This window comes from Vibrio hyugaensis, assembly GCF_002906655.1.
In the GTDB taxonomy this organism is placed as follows: Bacteria; Pseudomonadota; Gammaproteobacteria; order Enterobacterales; family Vibrionaceae; genus Vibrio; species Vibrio hyugaensis.
The window spans coordinates 1,530,647-1,553,536 of the sequence record NZ_CP025795.1 but is presented as its reverse complement, the minus strand read 5'-3'; the positions used below and the strand labels follow the sequence as shown (position 1 = coordinate 1,553,536).

At 45.1% G+C, this 22,890-nt stretch carries 20 protein-coding genes; 10 read left to right on the top strand and 10 right to left on the bottom strand.

Annotation, left to right across the window (positions count from 1 at the left end; genetic code table 11):
- Window positions 1-10: 10 nt before the first annotated feature.
- Window positions 11-631, bottom strand: coding sequence for a LysE family translocator (locus C1S74_RS23950; protein WP_045398397.1), 621 nt, complete (start codon window positions 629-631; stop codon window positions 11-13).
- 751 nt (window positions 632-1,382) lie between these two features.
- Between C1S74_RS23950 and C1S74_RS23945 the strand changes: the two genes are divergently transcribed.
- From C1S74_RS23945 to phaC, 4 genes are all read left to right on the top strand, one after another.
- Window positions 1,383-2,123 (top strand): SDR family oxidoreductase, encoded by a 741-nt coding sequence (locus C1S74_RS23945; RefSeq protein WP_045398395.1) that lies wholly within the window; start codon window positions 1,383-1,385, stop codon window positions 2,121-2,123.
- Window positions 2,124-2,132: 9 nt separating this feature from the next.
- Window positions 2,133-3,341 (top strand): acetyl-CoA C-acetyltransferase, encoded by a 1,209-nt coding sequence (locus tag C1S74_RS23940; protein ID WP_045398392.1) that lies wholly within the window; start codon window positions 2,133-2,135, stop codon window positions 3,339-3,341.
- A 43-nt stretch (window positions 3,342-3,384) separates the two neighbouring features.
- The gene (locus C1S74_RS23935) at window positions 3,385-3,732 is read left to right on the top strand and encodes a phasin family protein (protein ID WP_045398390.1); all 348 of its coding nucleotides are present in this window, start codon (window positions 3,385-3,387) and stop codon (window positions 3,730-3,732) included.
- Between the two features lie 66 nt (window positions 3,733-3,798).
- Window positions 3,799-5,574: a class I poly(R)-hydroxyalkanoic acid synthase gene (phaC, locus tag C1S74_RS23930; protein WP_045398388.1), complete on the top strand. Its 1,776-nt coding sequence runs from the start codon at window positions 3,799-3,801 to the stop codon at window positions 5,572-5,574.
- A 267-nt stretch (window positions 5,575-5,841) separates the two neighbouring features.
- Here phaC and C1S74_RS23925 read toward each other — a convergent pair whose 3' ends face one another.
- From C1S74_RS23925 to napF, 6 genes are all read right to left on the bottom strand, one after another.
- Window positions 5,842-5,976 (bottom strand): TIGR02808 family protein, encoded by a 135-nt coding sequence (locus tag C1S74_RS23925; RefSeq protein ID WP_009704753.1) that lies wholly within the window; start codon window positions 5,974-5,976, stop codon window positions 5,842-5,844.
- 15 nt (window positions 5,977-5,991) lie between these two features.
- Window positions 5,992-6,570, bottom strand: a complete 579-nt coding sequence (locus C1S74_RS23920; RefSeq protein ID WP_038867399.1) for a NapC/NirT family cytochrome c — start codon at window positions 6,568-6,570, stop codon at window positions 5,992-5,994.
- Window positions 6,571-6,598: 28 nt separating this feature from the next.
- On the bottom strand, window positions 6,599-7,054 hold the full coding sequence (locus C1S74_RS23915; RefSeq protein WP_038867487.1) for a nitrate reductase cytochrome c-type subunit: 456 nt from the start codon (window positions 7,052-7,054) through the stop codon (window positions 6,599-6,601).
- A gap of 78 nt (window positions 7,055-7,132) precedes the next feature.
- Window positions 7,133-9,622, bottom strand: coding sequence for a periplasmic nitrate reductase subunit alpha (napA, locus tag C1S74_RS23910; RefSeq protein WP_045398382.1), 2,490 nt, complete (start codon window positions 9,620-9,622; stop codon window positions 7,133-7,135).
- Window positions 9,619-9,927: a chaperone NapD gene (locus tag C1S74_RS23905; protein ID WP_038877602.1), complete on the bottom strand. Its 309-nt coding sequence runs from the start codon at window positions 9,925-9,927 to the stop codon at window positions 9,619-9,621. The genes napA and C1S74_RS23905 overlap by 4 nt, the downstream gene beginning before the upstream one ends.
- A 42-nt stretch (window positions 9,928-9,969) precedes the next feature.
- On the bottom strand, window positions 9,970-10,455 hold the full coding sequence (napF, locus tag C1S74_RS23900; RefSeq protein ID WP_082037669.1) for a ferredoxin-type protein NapF: 486 nt from the start codon (window positions 10,453-10,455) through the stop codon (window positions 9,970-9,972).
- Between the two features lie 246 nt (window positions 10,456-10,701).
- On the opposite strand from napF, the gene narQ reads away from it, so the two are divergent.
- The gene (gene narQ / locus C1S74_RS23895; RefSeq protein ID WP_045398915.1) at window positions 10,702-12,438 is read left to right on the top strand and encodes a nitrate/nitrite two-component system sensor histidine kinase NarQ; all 1,737 of its coding nucleotides are present in this window, start codon (window positions 10,702-10,704) and stop codon (window positions 12,436-12,438) included.
- Window positions 12,425-13,057 carry a response regulator gene (locus C1S74_RS23890; RefSeq protein ID WP_231565438.1) on the top strand — a complete coding sequence of 211 codons (633 nt, stop codon included), beginning with the start codon at window positions 12,425-12,427 and terminating at the stop codon, window positions 13,055-13,057. Before narQ ends, C1S74_RS23890 begins: the two co-directional genes overlap by 14 nt.
- Window positions 13,058-13,108: 51 nt before the next feature.
- Here the strand turns inward: C1S74_RS23890 and C1S74_RS23885 are convergent, their stop codons facing one another.
- Window positions 13,109-13,282 (bottom strand): hypothetical protein, encoded by a 174-nt coding sequence (locus C1S74_RS23885; RefSeq protein ID WP_045398378.1) that lies wholly within the window; start codon window positions 13,280-13,282, stop codon window positions 13,109-13,111.
- 263 nt (window positions 13,283-13,545) lie between these two features.
- On the opposite strand from C1S74_RS23885, the gene C1S74_RS23880 reads away from it, so the two are divergent.
- Both C1S74_RS23880 and pepT read left to right on the top strand, forming a co-directional pair.
- Window positions 13,546-14,406, top strand: a complete 861-nt coding sequence (locus tag C1S74_RS23880) for a DUF6279 family lipoprotein (protein WP_045398375.1) — start codon at window positions 13,546-13,548, stop codon at window positions 14,404-14,406.
- 190 nt (window positions 14,407-14,596) lie between these two features.
- Window positions 14,597-15,826: a peptidase T gene (gene pepT, locus C1S74_RS23875; RefSeq protein WP_045398372.1), complete on the top strand. Its 1,230-nt coding sequence runs from the start codon at window positions 14,597-14,599 to the stop codon at window positions 15,824-15,826.
- Between the two features lie 69 nt (window positions 15,827-15,895).
- On the opposite strand, the gene C1S74_RS23870 is transcribed toward pepT, so the two are convergent.
- On the bottom strand, window positions 15,896-16,354 hold the full coding sequence (locus C1S74_RS23870) for a dCMP deaminase family protein (protein WP_045398369.1): 459 nt from the start codon (window positions 16,352-16,354) through the stop codon (window positions 15,896-15,898).
- Window positions 16,355-16,703: 349 nt separating this feature from the next.
- Between C1S74_RS23870 and vmeY the strand changes: the two genes are divergently transcribed.
- Both vmeY and vmeZ read left to right on the top strand, forming a co-directional pair.
- A complete protein-coding gene (gene vmeY / locus C1S74_RS23865) occupies window positions 16,704-17,831 on the top strand; it encodes a multidrug efflux RND transporter periplasmic adaptor subunit VmeY (RefSeq protein ID WP_045398367.1) in 1,128 nt (375 codons plus the stop codon).
- 8 nt (window positions 17,832-17,839) lie between these two features.
- Window positions 17,840-20,992, top strand: a complete 3,153-nt coding sequence (gene vmeZ / locus C1S74_RS23860) for a multidrug efflux RND transporter permease subunit VmeZ (protein WP_045398364.1) — start codon at window positions 17,840-17,842, stop codon at window positions 20,990-20,992.
- Window positions 20,993-21,087: 95 nt separating this feature from the next.
- Here vmeZ and C1S74_RS23855 read toward each other — a convergent pair whose 3' ends face one another.
- Window positions 21,088-22,857 (bottom strand): methyl-accepting chemotaxis protein, encoded by a 1,770-nt coding sequence (locus tag C1S74_RS23855; protein ID WP_045398362.1) that lies wholly within the window; start codon window positions 22,855-22,857, stop codon window positions 21,088-21,090.
- Window positions 22,858-22,890: the final 33 nt, after the last annotated feature.

Sequence of the window (22,890 nt, the reverse complement as noted above, 5' to 3'; positions counted from 1 at the left end):
GCTTGCTGAATTAGCTCAATAACAACCAAACACCGACACCCATCATCAAAGTGCCTGCAATTCGGTTCATCAAGCGCACGTTTTTTGATTGGCCTAGTAAACGTTTAAGTCCTTTGCCACCCGTGGCGTAAAGAGACATACAGATGAACTCAAATAGCAAAATAATAGAGACGAGAACAACAAGTTGAGGCGTGAGTGCTGTGCTTTGATCGATAAACGGAGGGAGAAGTGAAATCATGAACGCCCACCCCTTTGGGTTTGCGATGGCTGTAATAAACCCTTGAAGTACCAAATCCCAGTTACCACTAGTCGGGACATCAATACTATCGACATTGATTGCGAGCTTACCTCGTGAACGCCACATTTCAATTCCCAGATAGAGCAGGTAGCTAGCGCCAATCAGTTTGAGCGCAGTAAACAGCCATGGGTAGTTGAGCATGATTGCGGCAATACCAAGTACTGCTGAGACAGAAACCAGCGCCACCCCAACTAATTCTCCTGCCATCATCCACAGGGTTCTTCGGTAGCCGATGCTCATGCCTAACGTGAGCGCGAGTGTCATACACATGCCAGGCGTGATAGAAACAAAGAAAAAGGTGGGGATAAACATGGTCAGCAAAGCGGTATTCATATTAGTGATTATTGTATTATTAGCTAGTCAGGCAACAAAGATAGTGCAAAGTGCTCTTCGATGCCATAGATAAAAGTCGTTACCTTCTTGGACATCCATCTACCTTTCAACTATTTAATAAAAATAAAATAGTAATTAAATGATTGCGACATATTAGTGCTTGCATGCACCAAATGGTGACATTTATAAAAAGTCGGTTTTTAAATAAGCCTATATTAAGGAAAAGATTTCAGAGATTTTATTTATTTTACGTTGATTTAATTGTCATTAAAGGTTTGATGCTAATTAAAGTTTTAATGCAAGATGGCATCTAAATAAATGATATATTTAATATTTGCAAGGTCATCTATTGGAACTATTACTCCAATGATTTAATTGCGAATTATTAGTTTGAAATTGAAAGATGATCTTAAACGCCTTGCTAATGTAATAAACACAAAAATCCATGTAAGCCTCTGAATTTATATTGTTTTCCCTTGATGTTGACAAACTTGTCTTTAAGTTAAATTTATTTTAATCAATGACTTATGGTGAATTAACGTTTCTATAACATTTCATGGCTAGTGAGATCTAAATCAATCTTATGTAAACGAACTAGCTTTTTATTTGAAATGTAATATTTCTAGGTTAACTTAAAATAAAAGGCAGCAGAGGATTTGTTGCCACAAGAATAATTTTACACGTCAGTTGGTGAAGTATTTCGCCAGTGTCTTAATTCGCTTTTAAAATGCCGTTAAGAATGGAGTCTTCAATGAAGAAAGTCGCTTTGATCACTGGATCAAAAGGCGGAATTGGTTCTGCTATTTCCTCTCAATTAGTCAATGATGGTTACCGTGTTGTCGCAACATATTTTACGGGTAATTATGAGTGTGCGTTGGAATGGTTTAATGAAAAAGGGTTTACTAAAGATCAGGTTCGCCTTTTTGAATTAGATGTGACTAACACGACTCAATGTGCTGAAAAATTGGCACTATTGCTAGAGGAAGAAGGGACCGTTGATGTCGTAATCAACAATGCAGGTATCACGCGCGATGGTGTGTTTAAAAAGATGACTGCACAAGCTTGGAACGATGTCATTAATACCAACCTAAACAGCTTGTTCAACGTGACACAGCCACTTTTTGCAACCATGTGCGAAAAAGGTGGTGGTCGTATTATTAACATCTCTTCTGTTAATGGTCTGAAAGGCCAGTTTGGTCAAGCAAACTACTCAGCGGCTAAAGCTGGCATGATTGGTTTCTCTAAAGCCTTGGCGTATGAAGGTGCTCGCTCAGGTGTAACGGTTAACGTTATTGCTCCGGGTTACACAGGGACGCCAATGGTTGAGCAAATGAAACCGGAAGTGTTGGAGTCCATTACCAATCAGATCCCAATGAAGCGTTTAGCGACGCCAGAAGAAATTGCAGCATCAGTAAGCTTCTTAGTGAGTGATGCAGGCGCGTATATCACCGGAGAAACACTGTCGGTGAACGGCGGCCTATACATGAGCTAGGAGAAGATGATGGAAAAAGTATTTATTGTAGCGGCGAAACGTACTCCGATTGGTGCTTTTAGCGGAAGCTTAAAAAATATCTCAGCAGGTAATCTAGCGGCAGTGGCGATTAAAGGTGCGCTTGAAGAGGTTGCACTTCCTAGCGATAAGATTGATGAAGTGATTGTAGGTAACGTTATTGCAGCCGGACAAGGCATGGGCGTTGGACGTCAAGCGGCATTGTTTGCTGGCATTCCTGAGTCCGTGCCGGCTTATGGTGTGAACATGGTTTGTGGTAGTGGCATGAAAACCGTTATGGATGGCGTTTCTCATATTCGTAGCGGCGACGCACAAGTGGTTGTCGCTGCAGGTGTGGAGGTGATGTCACAAATCCCTTTTATTGTGCCTAGCAATGTACGTGACGGCCACAAAATGGGCCATATGGAACTCCAAGATTTGCTTATTGCGGATGGTCTAACGGACGTTTACAACCAATACCACATGGGTGTCACCGCCGAAAATGTTGCGAAAGAGGTTGGTTTGACGCGCCAACAGCAAGACGAATATGCCCTAGCTAGCCAACAAAAGGCCGTCGCTGCGATTGAAGCGGGCAAGTTCAAAGATGAAATTGTGCCGGTAGAAGTTAAACAACGTCGCGAAACCGTCGTGTTTGATACGGATGAATACCCTAAAGCAAATGCAACACTGGAAGGCTTGAGTAAACTGCGCCCAGCTTTTGACCGTGAAGGTACGGTAACAGCAGGCAACGCTTCCGGCATTAATGACGGTGCTAGTGCCATTATCCTTGCTTCTGAGAGTGCAGTTCAGGAACTCGGCTTAACGCCAATCGCTGAAATCGTGAGTTATGCGCAGTCTGGTCTGGATCCAAAAATTATGGGTCTTGGTCCGGTTGAATCGGTAAACAAAGCGTTGAACAAAGCCGACCTGAAAACCAGCGATATTGACGTTTATGAGTTGAATGAAGCCTTTGCTGCACAAGCTTTGGGTGTGATTCATAAATTGGCAGAAACCAACCAAGTACCAGTGAGCTCAATTCAAAATAAAGCCAACTTTAATGGTGGTGCAATCGCATTGGGCCACCCTCTAGGTGCATCAGGTAACCGTATTCTGGTTACGCTAGTACACGAACTTCACAAACAAGACGGTCAGTACGGTGTTGCTTCACTTTGTGTAGGCGGCGGTATGGGCACGGCTGTGGTTGTAAAAGCAGTTAGGTAGTTATTTAAACGGATATTTTAATTCTTTCTCTAGGAGATAAACCATGTACACTGATTTCTTCAAAACTTTTAGCGATCAAACTGAAAAGAACCTTGAACCATACTTGAAGTTCAACAAGCTAGTGACAAAGAACGTAGAAGTGCTTACAGAGCTTCAACTTAACGCAATCCGCACTTACAGCGAAGTTGGCCTAAACCAAATGAAAGCAGCGTCAGAAATCAAAGACGTGACTTCTCTAACGGCATTCAACAGCCAGCAGCTTACGGTTCTTACTAAGCTTTCTCAGCAAATGATGGATGACAGCAACAAGCTGCAATCTATTGCAAAAGAATTCAAAGAAGACGTTGAACAAATGACTTCGGAAAATCTAAAGACTGTTACTCCTGCGTAGTAGGTCCACTTTACGCCGCCCGAATTATTGGGCGGCGTTATTCTTTCCGAATATAGGAGTAAGACTATGTTTCAACACTTCTTTTCGGACTATCTTGTTAAGCTTCAAGAAACCAATCATCAGTGGTGGCATGATTTCGAAGTCAACAAGGCAGTCGTGAATTCTCCTTTGAATAAGGCCATGCAAGAAGTGAACTTCGAAGATACGGCTAAACTGTTTGAACAAGCTGCCAATCAACCCGGTGCGATTTTAAAGCTCCAAGCTGAGTGGTGGGAGCAACAACTGCAAATATGGCAGAACGTGGCGTTAGCTGGCAATCAGGCACAAATCATCGAAGCAGAGAAGGGCGACAAGCGTTTCTCTAACGAAGCTTGGCAAAACGAAGCAATGTACAGCTTCATCAAACAATCCTACCTATTGTTTAGTAAGACTTATCTCGACACGCTGGATTCTATCGAAGGGTTGGATGAGAAGACGAAAGAACGCATTACCTTCTTCTCTCGCCAAGCCATCAATGCACTCTCTCCTTCAAACTTTATCGCGACTAACCCAGAGCTGCTTAAGCTGACGTTAGAGCAAAATGGTGAAAACCTTCTAACAGGTTTGGAAAAGCTGAAAGAGGACGTAGAGTCAAGCGCAGACATTCTGAAAGTACGAATGACAAACAACAATGCTTTCCGTGTTGGTGATGATGTTGCGACAACCGCAGGCGATGTTGTGTTTCAAAATGAGTTGTTTGAACTCATTCAATACCGTCCATTGACAGAAAAAGTCAATGCAACGCCATTGTTGATCGTTCCTCCTTTCATCAACAAATATTACATCCTTGATCTTACCGCGAAGAACTCCATGGTTCGCTGGTTGTTAGAGCAAGGTCACAGCGTGTTTATGATGTCTTGGCGTAACCCAGGTAAAGAACAAGCTCAGGTGGAATTTGGTGATTATGTTACGGAAGGCGTAGCCAAAGCAGTTACGGCTATCGAAGACGTAACGGGCCAAGAGCAGATAAATGCGGCAGGTTACTGTATTGGTGGTACGGTCTTGGCCAGTACCGTGGCGTACTATGCTGCGAAACGTATGAAGAAACGCATTAAATCTGCAAGCTTCTTTACGACGCTATTGGACTTCTCACAACCGGGAGAAGTTGGCGCATACATTAACGACACCATCATCAGTGCAATAGAATCCCAAAATAATGCGAAAGGTTATATGGACGGCCGCTCACTCAGCGTCACCTTCAGTCTATTACGCGAGAATAGCCTGTACTGGAACTACTACGTGGACAATTACCTAAAAGGTAACAGCCCAGTAGACTTCGATTTATTGTACTGGAATAGCGACAGTACCAACGTCAGCGCAGCTTGCCATAACTTCTTATTACGAGAACTCTACTTAGAGAACAAGTTGATAGAAGATAAAGGTGTGAAGATTGGTGGTGTTTGGATTGACCTTAATAAGATCAAAATTCCGAGCTATTTTGTGTCCACTAAAGAAGACCACATAGCACTTTGGCAAGGAACTTACCGAGGTGCTCTCAATACTGGCGGTAACAAGACATTCGTTCTTGGTGAATCGGGTCATATTGCGGGGATCGTTAATCACCCTGCGAAAAACAAGTATGGCTACTGGTCAAACGACAACCTTGATGATTCTGCTGATGAATGGTTTCACAATGCCAACCATCAGGAGGGTTCTTGGTGGACACACTGGCATCAATGGTTAATGCAGTTCAACCCAGAAGAGCAGGTCGAACCGTTCCCAGTTGGTTCTGAGCAAAATCCGGCTATTGATGAAGCTCCAGGTCAATACGTTCGACAAGTTCTGCCTATTAAAGAGTCCTAAACTGCTCCTCACAGCAGTATTATTTGGCGGCCTATAGGGTCGCCTTTTTTGTTTCTGGCGTACCTTAAGGGAGCTTAGGAGGCTTAGTGAAGCTATAAAGCGTGAGTAGTGGTAATGAGAGTTTGAGTCGGTTGTGGGTAGAAAAAAACTTCTTCGAGCTTTGTCAGTGCTATTGAATTGTCAGAACCACAAAGAAAAAACGCCAAGTAAATGCTTGGCGTTTTCCGTCAACAAAATAGGCAAAAATGTTGACTGACTAGAGGTAAATTACACCTCTTTATCCTTACCTAGTGAAAGTAGCCATAGAGAGACTGCTGCTACCCCCACAAAGCCGGAAAGAATAATCACGGGCATTGCGCTATATCCAAGGAAATGCCAGATAAAGGATTCTAGATTGCTCATTGTCTGTGTTTCTCCTTATTGCCAGCCTTCAACACCGTGCATGTCAGGCAGTTTGTGTGCGATACCTTTGTGGCAATCTACACACGTTTTTTCACCTGAGGCAAGCGCAGTTGAGTGTTGTTCAGCTGCACGTTTACCCTGTTGTGAGTAGTCCATAAAGTCGAACTCGTGACAGTTTCGACACTCAAGAGAGTCATTCTTCTTCATGCGCGCCCATTCACGCTCTGCTAGATGTTCGCGACGTGCTTGGAATTTCTCTGGCGTATCGATGGTCTTCGTCACGTAGTGAGCAAACAACTCTTTTGACGCTTGAACTTTACGGACGATTTTATCTGTCCATTCATGTGGTACGTGACAGTCTGAACAGATAGCACGAACGCCAGAACGGTTAGAGTAGTGGATTGTCTCTTGGATTTCAGCAACGATTGGTGCGTGACAGCCAGAACAGAATTCCTCTGTGTTGGTTGCTTCCATACCTGTGTTGAATGCCCCCCAAAAGAGAAGACCACCGGCAAAGCCAAGAAATAAAACGACACCAGCGGCAGCCTTACTTGGGCGTGATAGCCTCTTCCAAAACGCTTTAAGTATTTTCATAAGTAACCTCTTAGTACTCGCGTTTCAATTACTGAAGCGAATCGACTGCCTTAAACTCGTTTTCCACTAGTGGGGTAGCACTGGTTTGTGGAACGTGACATTGCAAACAGAAGTAACGACGTGGAGACATATCTGCCAGTACCGCGTCTTCACGGTTGACGTAGTGCGTTACACTGATTTTGGTAGCGCCTGCGTCTTTAGCGTTTTTCCAGCTATGACACGCTAGACATTTGTTTGCGTTCAAAGACACTTCATAGTTGCGAATGCTATGTGGGATCAGCGGTGGCTGATAAACAAAGCTGTCTTCAACGATTTGATCTTTTGGGAAGTCTTTAAAGTCATCCGCAGGACGTGTGTCTTCAAGTTGCGCAGTGCCGCGTAGCGAGTCTAGACCGCCTGTGCCGCCTGGGTTATCCAGTTCAGCTTGCGCTACGCCTGTCAACAAAGCACCTACAGATAAAAGTGCGACAAGTAATTTTTTCATCATTTCATCTCCGCCTTTAAGGCTAAAATTCTTTTCTAGGCCGCCGCGCTGGCGGCCTGTGCATTCGTTATTTGACGGTTAAGCAATCTTAGTGATTTTGACTGGACACTTCTTAAAGTCTGTCTGCTTAGACAGTGGGTCAGTCGCATCAAGGATCAGCTTGTTGATCAAAATACGAGCATCAAAGAACGGTACGAATACCAAGCCTTTTGGCGGACGGTTACGACCGCGAGTTTCAACACGAACGCGAACTTCGCCACGTTTGTTTGCCATCAGTACTTCTTCACCGCGGCGAACGTTACGAGCTTTTGCGTCCTCTGGGTGCATGTAGCACACCGCATCTGGAACCGCTTTGTATAGCTCAGGGACACGACGCGTCATTGTGCCTGTGTGCCAATGCTCAAGAACACGGCCAGTACATAGCCACATATCGAACTCTTCGTTTGGTACTTCTGGTGGCGCTTCGTATGGTGCAGAGATGATCTTCGCTTTACCATCGGCGTTACCGTAGAAGTCCCAGCCAGAACCTGCTTTCGCATATGGATCTGAGCCTTCTTTAAAGCGCCATTGTGTTTCTTTGCCATCAACGACAGGCCAACGTAGACCGCGAACCGTGTGGTAAACATCATACGGTGCTAGGTCGTGACCATGGCCACGGCCGAACGTTGCGTACTCTTCGAACAAGCCTTTTTGGATGTAGTAACCGAAGTGGTGTGCATCATCGTTAAGCTCACGCGCTTCTTCGATAGGGAACTTGTCCACTTGACCATTCTTGAACAGCATGTCGTACATGGTTTTGCCACGGTACTCAGGTGCTTTAGCAAGTAATTCTTCTGGCCATACTTCTTCCATCTTGAAGCGTTTCGAGAATTCCATTACCTGCCATAGGTCAGACTTCGCATCACCAATCGTGCCAACTTGTTGGTACCATGCTTGAGTACGACGCTCAGCATTACCGTAAGCGCCTTCTTTCTCAATCCACATCGCTGTAGGAAGGATAAGGTCAGCCGCTTGCGCTGTTGCGGTTGGGTATGGGTCAGATACGACGATGAAGTTTTCAGGGTTACGGTAACCAGGAAGGCGCTCAGCGTTGATGTTCGGACCAGCTTGCATGTTGTTGTTACATTGAACCCAGTAACAGTTTAGAACGCCGTCATGCAACATACGGTCTTGCAGTACTGCGTGGAAACCCGGTTTCGGTGGGATAGTGCCTTCTGGTAGCTTCCAGATATCTTCTGCAATCTTACGGTGTTTAGGGTTAGCAACGACCATATCTGCTGGTAAGCGGTGAGCAAATGTACCAACTTCACGAGCCGTACCACACGCTGATGGTTGACCAGTTAGTGAGAATGGGCTGTTACCCGGAGTCGCAATCTTACCGGTTAGTAGGTGGATGTTGTAAACCAAGTTGTTCATCCATACGCCACGAGTATGTTGGTTCATACCCATCGTCCATAGAGACATCACTTTCGTGTTTGGATCCGCGTATTGCTTCGCAAGCTCAATCAGTTTTTCTTTTTCAACGCCAGAGATCTCCGACGCTTTTTCCACCGTATATGGTGCTACCGACTTTTTGTATTCTTCGAATGAGATAGAAGTTAGCTTGCCAGAGTTCGGATTCTTCGCTGCTTTTTGTAGCGGGTCGTCGTCACGCAGGCCGTAACCGATGTCAGTATCTGCTTGAGTGAAGTTTGTGTGCTTGTTTACGAAGTCCCAGTTCACTGCATCATTTTCGATGATGTAGTTTGCGATAAAGTTAGCAATCGCTAGGTCAGACTGAGGAGTGAAAATGTAGCCGTGATCTGCCAACTCAAATGAACGGTGGTAATAAGTAGAAAGCACGTTCACTTTAACGTGAGGGTGACTTAGGCGACGGTCAGTAATACGAGTCCAAAGTACAGGGTGCATTTCTGCCATGTTCGAACCCCAAAGAACGAAAGCGTCTGCGTTCTCGAAGTCATCGTAACAACCCATTGGCTCATCGATACCAAATGCGCGCATGAAGCCCACTACCGCAGAAGCCATACAGTGACGCGCGTTAGGGTCGATATTGTTAGAGCGGAAACCTGCTTTCATCATTTTTGCAGCAGCGTAACCTTCCATTACTGTCCATTGGCCAGAGCCGAACATACCCACACTGGTTGGGCCCTTTTTCTCTAGAGAGGCTTTCCATTTTTCCGCCATGATGTCGAAAGCAGCATCCCAAGAGACCGGTGCAAAATCACCGTTCTTATCGTATTTGCCATCTTTCATACGCAGCATTGGCGTAGTCAGACGGTCTTGGCCGTACATGATTTTTGAAAGGAAGTAACCTTTGATACAGTTCAGGCCTTTGTTTACCGGCGCTTCAGGGTCACCCTGTGTTGCTACTACTTTACCGTTTTGAGTACCAACAAGAACAGAACAGCCTGTACCACAGAAACGACAAGGCGCTTTGTCCCATGTGATTTTGGTTTGATCAGAGCTTGCAATCAGGTTAGTTGCAGAAGCTGGTAGTGTAATACCTGCGACAGCAGCAGCTGATGCAGCCGCGTTTGCTTTCACAAACGCACGTCTTGTCATTTTCATACTTCACCCTCAATTTGGGAATGTTGTGTTCCAGTGTCTTTTTCATCCGTTTCTTCTAGCCCAGTTTCGATTTGGTGGTAAACCAAAACCGTGCTCAAGACATTCGGTAAATTATTAATCGCATCGATAGTGTCTGTGATGAAACCTTGGTTCTCTGTTTCAAGCACAACGATGATTTTGCCTTCAGGACTGTCGCCGTAGATTTCCGCATTTTCATATGTTTCGATCTGGGTTTTCGTCTCTGCTAAATGTTCAGGCAGAACATGCACTACCAGACTTGAAATATGCACTTCGTTTAGTGACATACGTCTCTCTCGTTTTATTGCCTTTCACCGACCACTGACGGTTTAGGCTGTTATATTGCTCACATTGATGGATGAAGTAGGGCACACTGAAACACATGCGCCGCAGCCGTTACACTCATCAAGGTCTAAATTTGGTTGTGCCACCTTGCCCAGTTCCAATTTGAACCGGATTGCCATTGGGTCACACATGTCCCCACAGCTTCGGCACTCGACATTTTGCTTAGCTAAACAACTATCGCTGATGCTCGCTTTTGCCTGCCATGGTTGTTCTGTTTCTGCTAAGAACAGAGGTTCAGGACAAACATTGGCGCATTGATAACAAAAGGTGCATTCATCAATAGAAAAATCGACCGCAGGATATCCACCGTCGCTTTTGGTTATAATTTTGGTCTCACAGGCTTCAACGCATTTACCACAGCGAGTGCAGTCATCCGTGAACTGAGTCGGCTTTGCTAACCAAGGAAGACGTACGGAATTATCCAACTGCGTTTTTCTTGCAAAAAGTCTTCTTCGAGAAAGGTCTACCACTTAGTCACCTCAAAATTTGAAACCCAAACTAAGCATAGTCCACAATTTCATTAATAAACTGTCATTTAAGTACACGAAATTGTAGTTTTTGACATATATGTATAAATACCTCTTAGGAGGTAATTGGGATGCAATATTGTTTTGGATCAATAAATTCCGACGCAGGTGATCACATATTGATAAAGTTGAAAGATAATGTGTGTTGTAGAAAAGCAAACATGGTTATCAAATGAGCGGAGTTCAAAGTTGTTTAAAAATGTGAAAAAGTCGGTCACGCGTACGATCGCGTTAGCCATGATGTTGATTTTGCTTCTTTCCGTGGCGACGACTGGTTTTGCAATTTTCACTTTAGCATCAAGCTTAAATGACGCAGAAGCAGTAAACGTTGCGGGCTCTATGCGAATGCAGAGCTATCGCTTAGCGCATGATATCCAAAGTGAATCCGTTGACTATTCTTCACATATTGACTTATTTGAAGCGTCAATCTACTCCCATTCGATGCGCGCGCTTCAACATTGGTCAGTACCAGAAGACATAACAAAAGACTACTATCGACTCATTCTTCGCTGGCACGAGCTAAAATCGGTACTAAAAAGCCAAGATCGAACTCAATATCTGGTGTTAGTGGCTGGTTTTGTTCAACAAATTGATGCGTTCGTGTTCAAGCTACAGAACTACTCTGAACAAAAACTGATTAACTTAGCGTGGATTGGTGGGCTAGGTTTGGGCGGTATTTTGTGTGCGAGTATGTTTGTTGTTCACTTTATTCGCTTAGAAGTAGTGAGACCATTGCGGGCTTTGGTGGCCGCGAGTGAGCAGATTAAAAACCGCTCATTTGATGTGTCACTTAACGTATCAAGCGACAATGAGATGGGGATTTTAACCCGAACATTCAATCGGATGGCGATGGATTTGGGTAAGTTATATCGAGGATTAGAGCAAGCGGTTGACGAAAAAACTCGTAAGTTACAACATGCAAACCAGTCGCTTCAAGTACTGTACGATTCGTCAAAAGAGCTGACGGCTTCGCGTATTCATCAAGAAAATTTTCAGGCGATTTTACAACATATTGCAAGTTTGGAAGGAATTCGTGCGGTTAAGCTCGAAATTGACCAAATTGGTGAGCCAAATTGGATACTGACCGAAGGGGAAGAGTGTCGACACGGTTGTGACACCGATTGCCACAGTGAGACGCTTACGTTAGATGGCGCGCACCTTGGTTACTTACATTGGAAAGCTGGTTTACCTTGCCCTAATGAAACATTGATCGACAACTTTGTGCAAATCTTATCTCGTGCAGTATATTACAACCGAGCGCAACGACAAGCCGAGCAGCTATTGTTGATGGAAGAGCGTGCAACCATTGCGCGAGAATTGCATGATTCGCTTGCACAGGCACTCTCTTATTTGAAGATACAAGTGTCGCTATTGAAGCGCAGTGTGAAGAATATTCCAGATGAAAAAGCGATAGCCCAAACCAATCAAGTAATTGCTGAGTTGGATACGGGGTTATCGGCTGCCTACACACAGCTTCGTGAGCTTTTGACTACGTTCCGTTTAACGATTAAAGAAGGTAGTTTTGGTCAGGCACTGCAAGAAATGGTCGCGACGTTAGATGAACAGACAGCCGCGGAAATCTCTTTGAATAATAAGCTCTCATCAACGGAATTAGACGCGCATCAACAGGTGCATCTACTACAGTTGATCAGAGAAGCGACAATAAATGCGATAAAACACGCTCAAGCTAAGAATATTAAGATCCAATGTCTTGACTCTGAAGGGAAAGTCACAGTGACTGTAGCTGATGATGGTATAGGCTTTGAGCAACAAGATGAAAAATTAAATCATTACGGTATGAGCATCATGCAGGAACGTGCTGCAAGATTGCACGCGGACCTCAGTGTTGAGGCGGCAAAGAACGATGGCTGTATCGTAAGACTAGAATTCCAACATAGTAAGGAAGTAAACATTGACAGTGTGTAAAGTAATGCTGGTGGATGATCACCCACTCATGAGACGTGGTATTCATCAGTTGCTAAGTTTCGAGCCAGACTTTGAAGTTATCGCAGAAGCCAGTAGTGGTGCCGATGCGGTCGCAAAAGCTCACGAACTTGAGCTGGATTTGGTGCTTCTGGATCTGAACATGAAGGGCATGTCCGGATTGGACACGCTGAAAGCACTTCGTGCCGATGGTTGCGAAGCTCGAATTGTGATCCTGACGGTTTCTGATAGTCCTGCGGATATTGAAGCAATTGTGCGCAGTGGAGCAGACGGGTACTTACTGAAAGATACCGAGCCAGATGAATTGGTTGAGCTGCTAAAACAAGCGCATGAGGGTGACAAAGCCTACAGCCAAGCAGTCGCGAAATACTTGAACGAACGCTCAGGACAAGAGGATGTGTTTGACTCACTGACCGATCGTGAAACGCAGATCCTACAAGAGGTAGCACGTGGCTTCCGTAATAAACAGATTGCTGACCGACTGTTTATCTCTGAATCAACCGTTAAAGTGCACATGAAGAGCCTCCTTAAAAAGCTAAAAGTACCTTCACGTACTGCAGCAACTGTGCTTTACCTAGAGCGCTTTGGTGAAATTAAGTAACTTACTTAGAGCACTTTAGACACAAAAACCGCCCAAATTTAGGCGGTTTCTTTATTTGTCTGGGCGAATAGAGTACAAATCGCTATTGTATTTGCCGCACTCTAAATAGTAATGATGTGCCGCTTTCTTATCTTCCGCGACCACTCTCATACTGTGCATTTTCCCCTGTTCAAAGTAACGAATCTCGTACTCTACACTCGTATCAAGTTGCTCAGCAGCAGCCATGCTACGCCTCCATAAACTATCCTGTTATTATTGATGCAATTTATATGCCATTTAAGGAACGCCATCTTGTTCAAGTTTTGGTCAATAATTGCGCACTAACTCACTTTTTTGCGGATAGTTGTGATAAAAAAGTTAATTTCAAACTCTATATACTACGAGGGTGGCAAAAAGACTTTGCCATACTGACGAAAGTTTGCCGCAATACTAAGTGATTTAGGTTGAGTATAGAACTTAATCAATAAAAAAGGGAATATGGATCGGTGATGAAATTTAAAAGTTTATCTAATAAAGCGGTTCGATATGGATTTATATTGACATCTATTCTGTTGTTAGCCGGATGTGCAAAAAAGTTTTTATACAGTAATATCGATTGGGTCGTGATTGAATATTTAGATGATTACGTTTCTCTTGATGGAGAGCAAGAGTCATTGCTTGAAGAGCGTATTTTATTGCTGGCTGATTGGCACAAGGAAGAAGAATTACCTATATATATCGATCACTTAAAAGAACTTGAAGCACTACAAAAAGAAGATGTCACTCCTGAAGCATTACAAAAGAACCGCGACCAGATGCATGAGCATTACCAACGTCTTGTCTCGAAAGCCGCGCCGGACCTCTTCTCGCTGAGTATGCAGTTAGATACTAAGCAAGAATCGGAGTTCGTCGATAGTGTAAAAGAGCGTTACAAAGAAAGAGATGAAAAATACGCAGGGAAAACGGAACAAGAGCTGCGAGAAATTATCTTAGAGAATACAGAAGAGTGGATGGAAGAGTGGCTTGGTAAATTATCTAACCAGCAAAAAGTGCGCGCGAAACAACTTTCTAAAGAAGTGATTATAAATAGTCCGTTATGGCGAGATTACCGCTCGTCAATAATTCAGGAATTAGAGTACCTTTTCGAAAATAAAACCAACACCGTGGTTTACCAGCAGGTATTCATGCAACTCTTATTCGATCCGGAAAGTTATTATAGTGATCAATTGAGGGAGAATATTGATCGTAATATTGAACTGACGGATCAATTCACTCTAGATATATCCCAATCGATGAGTGATAAACAATGGCGACATTTTCATGGAAAAATTCGTGAATGGCGTGAGCTTGCTGAAGAACTACTGAATTAATACTCGATAAAACAATCTGTTAGTGTGAGTGCTGGTAGGGCATACCAGCACTTTCTGATGAAAAACTGATTCAAAGCAAATTCTTATTGTGGCATAAGCGTAACATGGCTTGTCGAACCATGTTGGATAGGATCCTCGCACACCCATGTATCCCTTGTGCGGGCCTTCACCCAAAACAATGAGAATAATTATGAAGCATTTAGTTGAAAGATTTCTTCGCTACGTCACGTTCGATACTCAATCAAATCCCCACGAGAGCGCATGCCCAAGTACTGGCGGCCAGTTAGTTTTTGCTCAGCATTTAAAGAAAGAGATGCTGGAACTAGGACTGAGCAACGTAACCTTGAGTGATAACGGTTATCTAATGGCAAAATTACCATCTAATGTTGATTACGATGTGCCCGCCATCGGTTTTATTGCTCATATGGATACCGCGCCTGATGCTTCAGGCAAAAACGTAAATCCCCAGTTTATTGAAGATTACCAAGGTGGTGACATCGCACTTGGCTTGGGGGATGAAGTACTTTCTCCTGTGCAGTACCCAGATTTGCACGAGCTTCATGGTCATAACCTAATTACCACTGATGGCACAACGTTGCTTGGCGCTGACAACAAAGCGGGTATTGCAGAGATTCTATCTGCCGTTGCTATGTTGATCGAAAACCCAGAAATCCCACACGGTGATATTTGTATCGGTTTTACTCCCGATGAAGAAATTGGTCGCGGTGCGGATCTGTTCGATGTAGAAAAATTTGGCGCGCAATGGGCATACACTATCGACGGTGGTCCTCAAGGTGAATTGGAATACGAAAACTTTAATGCAACCAGTGCGGACGTTATTTTCCATGGTGTGAGTGTTCACCCAGGCACTGCAAAAGGTAAACTGGTTAACGCGATGAACTTGGCTGCGAAATTCCAAGTGCAGATGCCAGAAGATCAAACGCCAGAAACGACAGAAGGCTACGAAGGTTTCTTTCATCTTAAATCTGGTGAACTTGGTGTCGCCCGCAGTGAGCTAGGTTACATCATCCGTGATTTCGATCGTGAAGGACTTGAAAGCCGTAAAGCCTTTATGCAGAAGCTAGTCGATGACATGAACGCGGGGCTAAAGCACGGCTCGGTCGATTTGAAGTTAACTGACAGTTATTACAACATGCGCGAGATGGTAGAGCCTTATCCTCACATCATCGACTTAGCGAAACAAGCGATGGAATCGTGTGATGTTGAGCCTTTGATCAAACCAATCCGCGGTGGCACAGATGGCGCGCGCTTGTCGTTTATGGGCTTGCCTTGTCCAAACATCTTTACTGGTGGTTATAACTTCCACGGTATCCATGAGTTTATCTCGGTAGAGATGATGGAGAAGTCAGTCCAAGTAATCGTTAAGATTGCTGAGCTAACCGCTAAGAAGCATGCTTAACCGCAGTGCTAAAAACAAAAAGCCCAGACACAGTCTGGGCTTTCTTATTTTGGACGTTTTTAATCAGAATTAGCGAACGTCTTTTTCTTCAATGTCACTGACTGGCAGCCAGTTTACTTCGACGCCTGCTTGGTCGAACATATCTTGACTAACCTGAATCTTATCCCCCCATCGAGACAAAAAGTCTTCCGATTGTTCAGGGCAACTTACGCGTGCAATGCCAGTTTGGATGATCTTCGCTGCGCAGTTTGGGCAAGGGAAGTGTGTGACCCAAATATCACAACCGTCTAAATCGCGTTTAGAGAAAAGAATCGCGTTCTCTTCTGCATGCAGGGTTTTTAGATATTTTAGTTCACGTTCATCCGTATCCACGCTGTCAGAAACACCATGTGGGTAGCCGTTAAAGCCAACAGAGACAATACGGTTCTGTTTAGTGATTACCGCACCTACCTGTGTCGATGGATCTTTACTCCAAGACGCGACTAGCTCGGCCATTTGGTAAAAACGTTTTTCCCATTTAGAAATCATGCACATCCTCTCGGTCGCAAGCTTATATTAGCTGCATGATAACTCATTTTGTTTAAAAAAATAGTCAAATGATATGCCGACGATGCGAAGAGCCTCTTTCTTTATCTTACGAAGAGGTCAGTGTGCAAAAAAAACGTCAATGAATGAGGGTGGGGTTGAGATGATTTTCATGTTAATTCACGAACATGATCGCAACATTTTTAGCGTGGTTATTACGATGTTTGCGAGTGGTTTCATCAGCTTACACTTTGAAACACTTTCCCTTATTTCTCTTGAAGTTTTCGGACAAAGCACCCTGTAAGGTTAGGGTATTTTCAATTGAATCCTGTTCTATAAAGACGGTATATACATGCAAAAGAAACCACTCGTCGCACTAATGGCGGCAACGGCTATCCTCGCAGGATGCGGAGAAGCAAACAATGCCCAGAAGGGGGGCCAAGCTCCTCTTGTTGTGACTCAGGATGTCACAATTATCGACTACCAACCGAGTAAATCTTATATCGGTCGCATTGAAGCAGTAGAAGATACAAATATTACGGCACAAGTCTCTGGCTATCTTGAAGCTCGCCATTTTGATGAAGGTCAAATGGTCGAGAAAGGTGCGTTGTTGTACTCCATTGAGCCTTCATCTTTTGAAGCGCAAGTGGCGAGTGCGAAAGCGGCATTAGCTCAAGCAAAAGCGGCGCTGAAAAAAGCAGAGCTTGATCATCAACGCGGTAAGAACTTGCTTCCTCGTGGCAGTATCTCACAATCTGAATTCGATGCATTGACGGCAACGCTTCTTGGCGGAAGAGCGGAATTGGAAGCCGCGAACGCACAGCTTAAATTGGCTGAAGTTAATCTTTCGTACACCCAGATTCGTGCGCCATTCAGCGGCCGTATCAGCGACAGTAAAGTGAGTACTGGTGACCTTGTCTCTCCTTCATCTGGTATTCTTACTACACTGGTCAGCCTCGATCCTGTTCATACCTCTTTTAGTGTATCAGAGCGCGAGCGTCTGGCGATGGGCATGGACAGAATAAAAGGAGACGGGAGTGCTCAGTCGAGTGGTGTTGAAGTCCAGCTCGAGCTTGAAAACGGCGCGTACTTCGAACATCTAGGTCAGTTGGATTTCTTAGGTAACCGAATCAACACGCAAACGGGTACGATCGCAATGCGTGCGTTGGTACCAAACCCCGATCAGAAATTACTTCCTGGTCAGCACATTAAAGTGAACCTACGTGATAAGAATGCGAAAGACGTGATCGTTGTGCCGCGTCGTGCGGTTCAAACTGACCTTGAAGGTGACTTCGTTATGGTAACGGTGGAAGGCAACATTGCTGAACGTCGTAATGTGAAACTTGGTCCACAAGTAGAGCAGGGCATCATCATTAGCGAAGGTCTGGAACAGGACGATACGGTCATTACACAAGGTCTGCAACGTGTGCGTAACGGCGTAGAAGTGCGTATTCAAGCACCTGCTGAAGATAAGCAGTAGGAGTCGAAATGTTAAGTCGTTTCTTTATACAAAGACCAAAGTTTGCACTGGTTATTTCGATCATTTTGACGTTGGCTGGTGCCATCTCCTTAGCGATCTTACCCGTTGCTGAATATCCTAAAATCAGTCCGCCATCGGTGAGCGTGACGGCGTTTTACACTGGCGCGAGTGCCGAAGTGGTTGAACAGGCAATAGCCGACCCCATAGAGACTTCCGTCAATGGCGTAGAAAACATGATTTACATGTCTTCAAAAAGCGCGAATGACGGTTCGTACAGCCTAAACGTCACCTTTGATGTAGGCACAGACCCAGACATGGCGCAGGTGAACGTGCAAAACCGAGTGTCACAGATTGAGTCTAAGTTGCCTCAAGAAGTGCGTATGGTCGGTGTCACGGTGAAAAAGCGTTCTCCGGATTTGTTGATGGTTCTGAACTTCTACTCGCCAGATGGTAAGTATGATGACAAGTTCCTTATCAACTACATCAACCTGAACGTGAAAGATCAGCTTGCGCGCGTCAAGGGTATCAGTGAGGTTAACGTAATCGGTGGCGGTGAATACGCAATGCGTGTTTGGTTGGACCCAGAGAAGATGGCCAACCTCAACCTAACCACGAGCGATGTATACGCGGCGTTAGCTGAACAAAACGTTCAAGTTGCCGCAGGACGTGTTGGTGCAGCGCCATACAATAATCCGCAAGAAGTTCAGTTTAACCTAGTGACCAAAGGTCGTTTGGAAAGTGTGAGTGAGTTCGAAGACGTGGTTCTTCGTGCGAATTCAGATGGCTCAACGGTGTACCTGAAAGACGTTGCTCGTGTTGAACTTGGTAAGAAGTTCTACGACGGTAACGGTAAGTTCCGTGGTCAAGATGCTTCTATCGTTGCGCTGTCGCTGCAATCGGATGCGAACGCATTGGAAAGTGGTCAAGCGGTGATGGATCTGCTTGAGCGTCTGAGCACGAACTTCCCTGAGGGCATGGCTTACGAAACCAGTTACGATACGACGGTCTTCGTTGCTGAGTCGATTAAAGGCGTGGCAAAAACGCTGATTGAGGCGATTTTGCTGGTAATCGCGGTGACTTATCTGTTCCTTGGCAGTGCCCGTGCAACCCTGATTCCTGTGGTGGCCATTCCAGTATCGCTTATCGGTACCTTTGCGATCATGCAGGCTACGGGCTTTACCATCAACACGGTAACCCTGTTCGGCTTGATACTCGCTATCGGTATCGTCGTAGATGATGCGATCTTGGTTATCGAGAACGTCGATACCACCATGGCCAAAGACCCAACCATTTCACCGCGTAAAGCTACCTTGCTGGCGATGAAAGAGGTAACGGGCCCAATCATCACATCGACTTTGGTTTTATTGGCGGTATTCCTTCCAGTTGCCATGCTTCCGGGTATCACAGGCATCATGTATCGTCAGTTCGCACTGACCATCTGTATCTCAGTAGTTATTTCCTCGATTAACGCACTGACACTGTCTCCTGCGTTATGTTCGTTGGTATTGAAACAGGGTGGCGGTAATACGGCAAACTGGTTCCAAGCGTTTAACCGTGGTCTTGAGCGAGTGACTGCGCGCTATGGTCAAATTGCGAGCTTCCTAGTGAAGAAATCGATCCTACTGATCACTTTCTTCTTTGTTGCAGTTGCCGCAGTAACCTTCTTTGCGAAAACGACGTCAACGGCGTTTGTTCCTCAAGAAGATAAGGGCATCTTGCTGGTTAACGTGCAGCTTCCGGATTCAGCCTCGCTCTCTCGTACTGAGGAAGTGACGAATGATCTGATGAAGATGGTTGAGCAAGAGCCGGGTGTTGATGGCGTAACTGTGGCAAATGGTTACTCGTTTATGACGGGTGCAGCGGCTTCAAACGGCGCTTCATTGTTCATCAAACTTCATGATTGGGATACGCGAAATGGCCTAGACGGAGAGCACTCAGCAAATGCGATTGCTAACCGTATTAACGGACGAGCTGCAATGGAGCTTCCTCAAGCTATCGTTTTTGCGATGGGGCCGCCTGCTGTTCCGGGTATGGGCGCGGCTTCAGGTTTTGAATTCGTACTTGAAGATACGTTAGGTCGTAGCCGTACTGACCTATCAATGGTCATGGGTGAGATGATTCAGGCGGCAAACCAAGCGCCAGAAATCGCTTACACCTTTAGTACGTTCCGTGCAAACGTTCCGCATTACTACGTCGACATTGACCGTGAAAAAGCGCAACAGTTAGGCATCCCACTGTCGTCTATTTTCCAAACTTTACAAGGTAACCTTGGTTCACTTTACGTGAATGACTTTACCATGTTCGGTAAGAACTTCCGCGTAACCATGCAGGCAGACAGTGAACACCGCAGCAGCATGGAAGATTTAGAGCGTTTCCACGTTCGTTCTTCTGGTGGTGATATGGTGCCGTTGAGTACGCTAGTGAGTTATGAGCAAGTGTTTGAACCGGATGTAGCATGGCGATACAACATGTACCGCAGTGCCATTATCCAAGGTCAGCCAGCTCCGGGTTACTCAAGTGGTGATGCCATTGCGGCAATGGAACGCGTTGCGGCAGAAGTTTTGCCACAAGGTTACACTTACGAATGGACGGGCATGGCTTACCAAGAGGTGCTAGCGGGTAACCAAGCGATTTATGCGTTTGCGTTGGCATTGATCTTCATTTATTTGTTCATGGTAGCGCAATATGAAAGTTGGACGATCCCACTTGCGATTATTTTGGTCGTGCCAGTGGCAACATTGGGGTCCTTCCTCGCATTGAATCTGACAGGCACACCACTCAACTTGTACGCGCAGATAGGTCTCGTCCTACTCATAGCGCTCGCGGCGAAGAACGCAATCCTTATTGTGGAATTCGCCAAGCAAGAGCGTGAAGAGAAAGATGTGGATATCGATAGTGCGGCTGTTCAAGGTGGTAAACTGCGTTTCCGTGCGGTGAACATGACGTCTTGGTCGTTCATCTTGGGTATCTTCCCACTGATCTTCGCGGCAGGTGCTGGTCATGTGAGTCAGAACTCGTTGGGTATCTCGCTGATAGGTGGTCTGCTCTGCGTGCTTCTAGCGGGTACTTTCTTGATCCCAGGTTTCTACGCATTGGTGCAGAGAAAGCGTGAGAAAATCCATGGCGGAAGCACCAAGCTTGTTCCTCTCGATGATGAGTAAGTGCTGAGTTAGCTCTGATAATAACAAGCCCGAAGCATGTGAGTGCTTCGGGCTTTTTGTTTGTTTCAATAATAGCGATGTTAAGCGAACGTAGCTTACGCGCTGCGTGTCTTAAATTTAGCGACTGCATCGTCCATATCATGGGCTTGGGCAGAAACCGAGTTCACCTCGTGCAAACATTCTTGGGCAGATTGCATGTTGTTTTCTGAAATTACATTCAGTTCAGTAATCGAATCGCTGACTTGGTTCATCACAATGCCTTGCTCTTCAATAGCTGATGCAATACGCTCCGAGTTGCCTTGAATCGCGTGCATGTCGGCAATGATTTGTTGCAAGCTTGAATCCAATTGTTCTGACGCCGATAGGGTTTGTTGCCCTTGGTCATTACATTGATCAATATCTGAAACCACCATCGACATTTGCGATTGAATGTCTGACACCACGCGAGTGATCTCTTCCGTCGATTGATGTGTGCGGCTTGCCAATGCACGAACCTCATCTGCTACGACCGCAAAGCCACGACCTTGCTCGCCAGCACGCGCTGCTTCAATTGCCGCGTTGAGAGCAAGCAGGTTAGTTTGTTCTGCAATGTCTTGGATGATGTTTACCGCTCCCCCGATTTTCGCAACGTGTTCGTTCAGAGAGCCAATAGACTGCTGGCTGTTCGAAAGAATACCGGTTAGCTGACCAACATTCGTCACCGTGGTCTCTACGACAGTACGCCCTTGTTCTGCGTTGTTTGCTGCTTGATGGACCCCCTCTACTGCGACTGATGTACTTTCTGAAATCTCACCAATCGTCGCCACCATTTGTTGTACGGCGGTTGCCATAGAAGAAGTGTGGTCAGCTTGTGCATGGAATTGCTCCATCACACCTTCAAGTTCGCGGTGCATATTGTCTGTGCTAGCAGATAACTGCGCGGACTTTTCTTGTGTGCCATGAATCAAGTGTTCTAGTTTGTCTAGTAGATCGTTTAAGTGATGACTGATGTCTACCAGTTCGTCTTTGCCTGTTAGCTCTGAACGTAGGCCCATGTTGTTGCTTTCACTGATGTTTTTGATCGTGGCTAATAAGCTACTGACTCGTAAGTTAATAGAACGAGAAATTTGCAAAATCAGGCTAAATATCACTACTAATACCAACGCAGTGATGGTCTGTTTCACAATGGCGTTCTGATCATCGCGTTCTTGGGCTGCATTGGTCAGTGCTGACGAGAACGTCTTAAACTGTTCTTCCACAGTGTGAGAAAGGGCACGTGTTTCGCCCAATAAACCTTTATTGTAAGCGATGCCCATGGTTTGCTTCTGAGCGGCGAGTTGACGCGCACTTTCAATCAATGCTGGTACATACAAGCCTTGTAATAGGCGCTCATTAATTTCACCTGCTTTTACGAGTTCATCGAATTGAGTCAAAGCGATAATTTGTTCGTGGTCAGCGGTTTTTTTCGCTTCAGAAAGCGCTTGCTGATACGGTGCAAGTAGGCCGCTTTGAACATTCAATCCATAGTGTTCATAGGCTGCAACGAGATTTTGAAAACCAGTCTGGTAAGACAACAGATCTTGCTTGAATTGGTAGCTAGAAGGGAGGTCATAACGGTTAAGGATGCCTGCCAATTCTTGTTCGATACTAAGGAACCTATCAACGTTACCGTCAAATTTACCAAGGTATTTGTTATCGCCACGCAGTAAAAAGTCCTTCTCATTACGGCGAAGATTTAACAACCGGATCTCTAGATCTCCAACGAGTTTAATCGCGTGATTAAGCTCTTGGCTTTGGTTAGTGAAGTGTGACGAGGTAGCCAGAAGGGTTACGATACCCAAAATGGCGATCACTCCTAGGGAGTAGAGCTTGTGCCTGATAGTCATAAAGTTTGTCCTGAATAGTTGACTAAAGTAAGG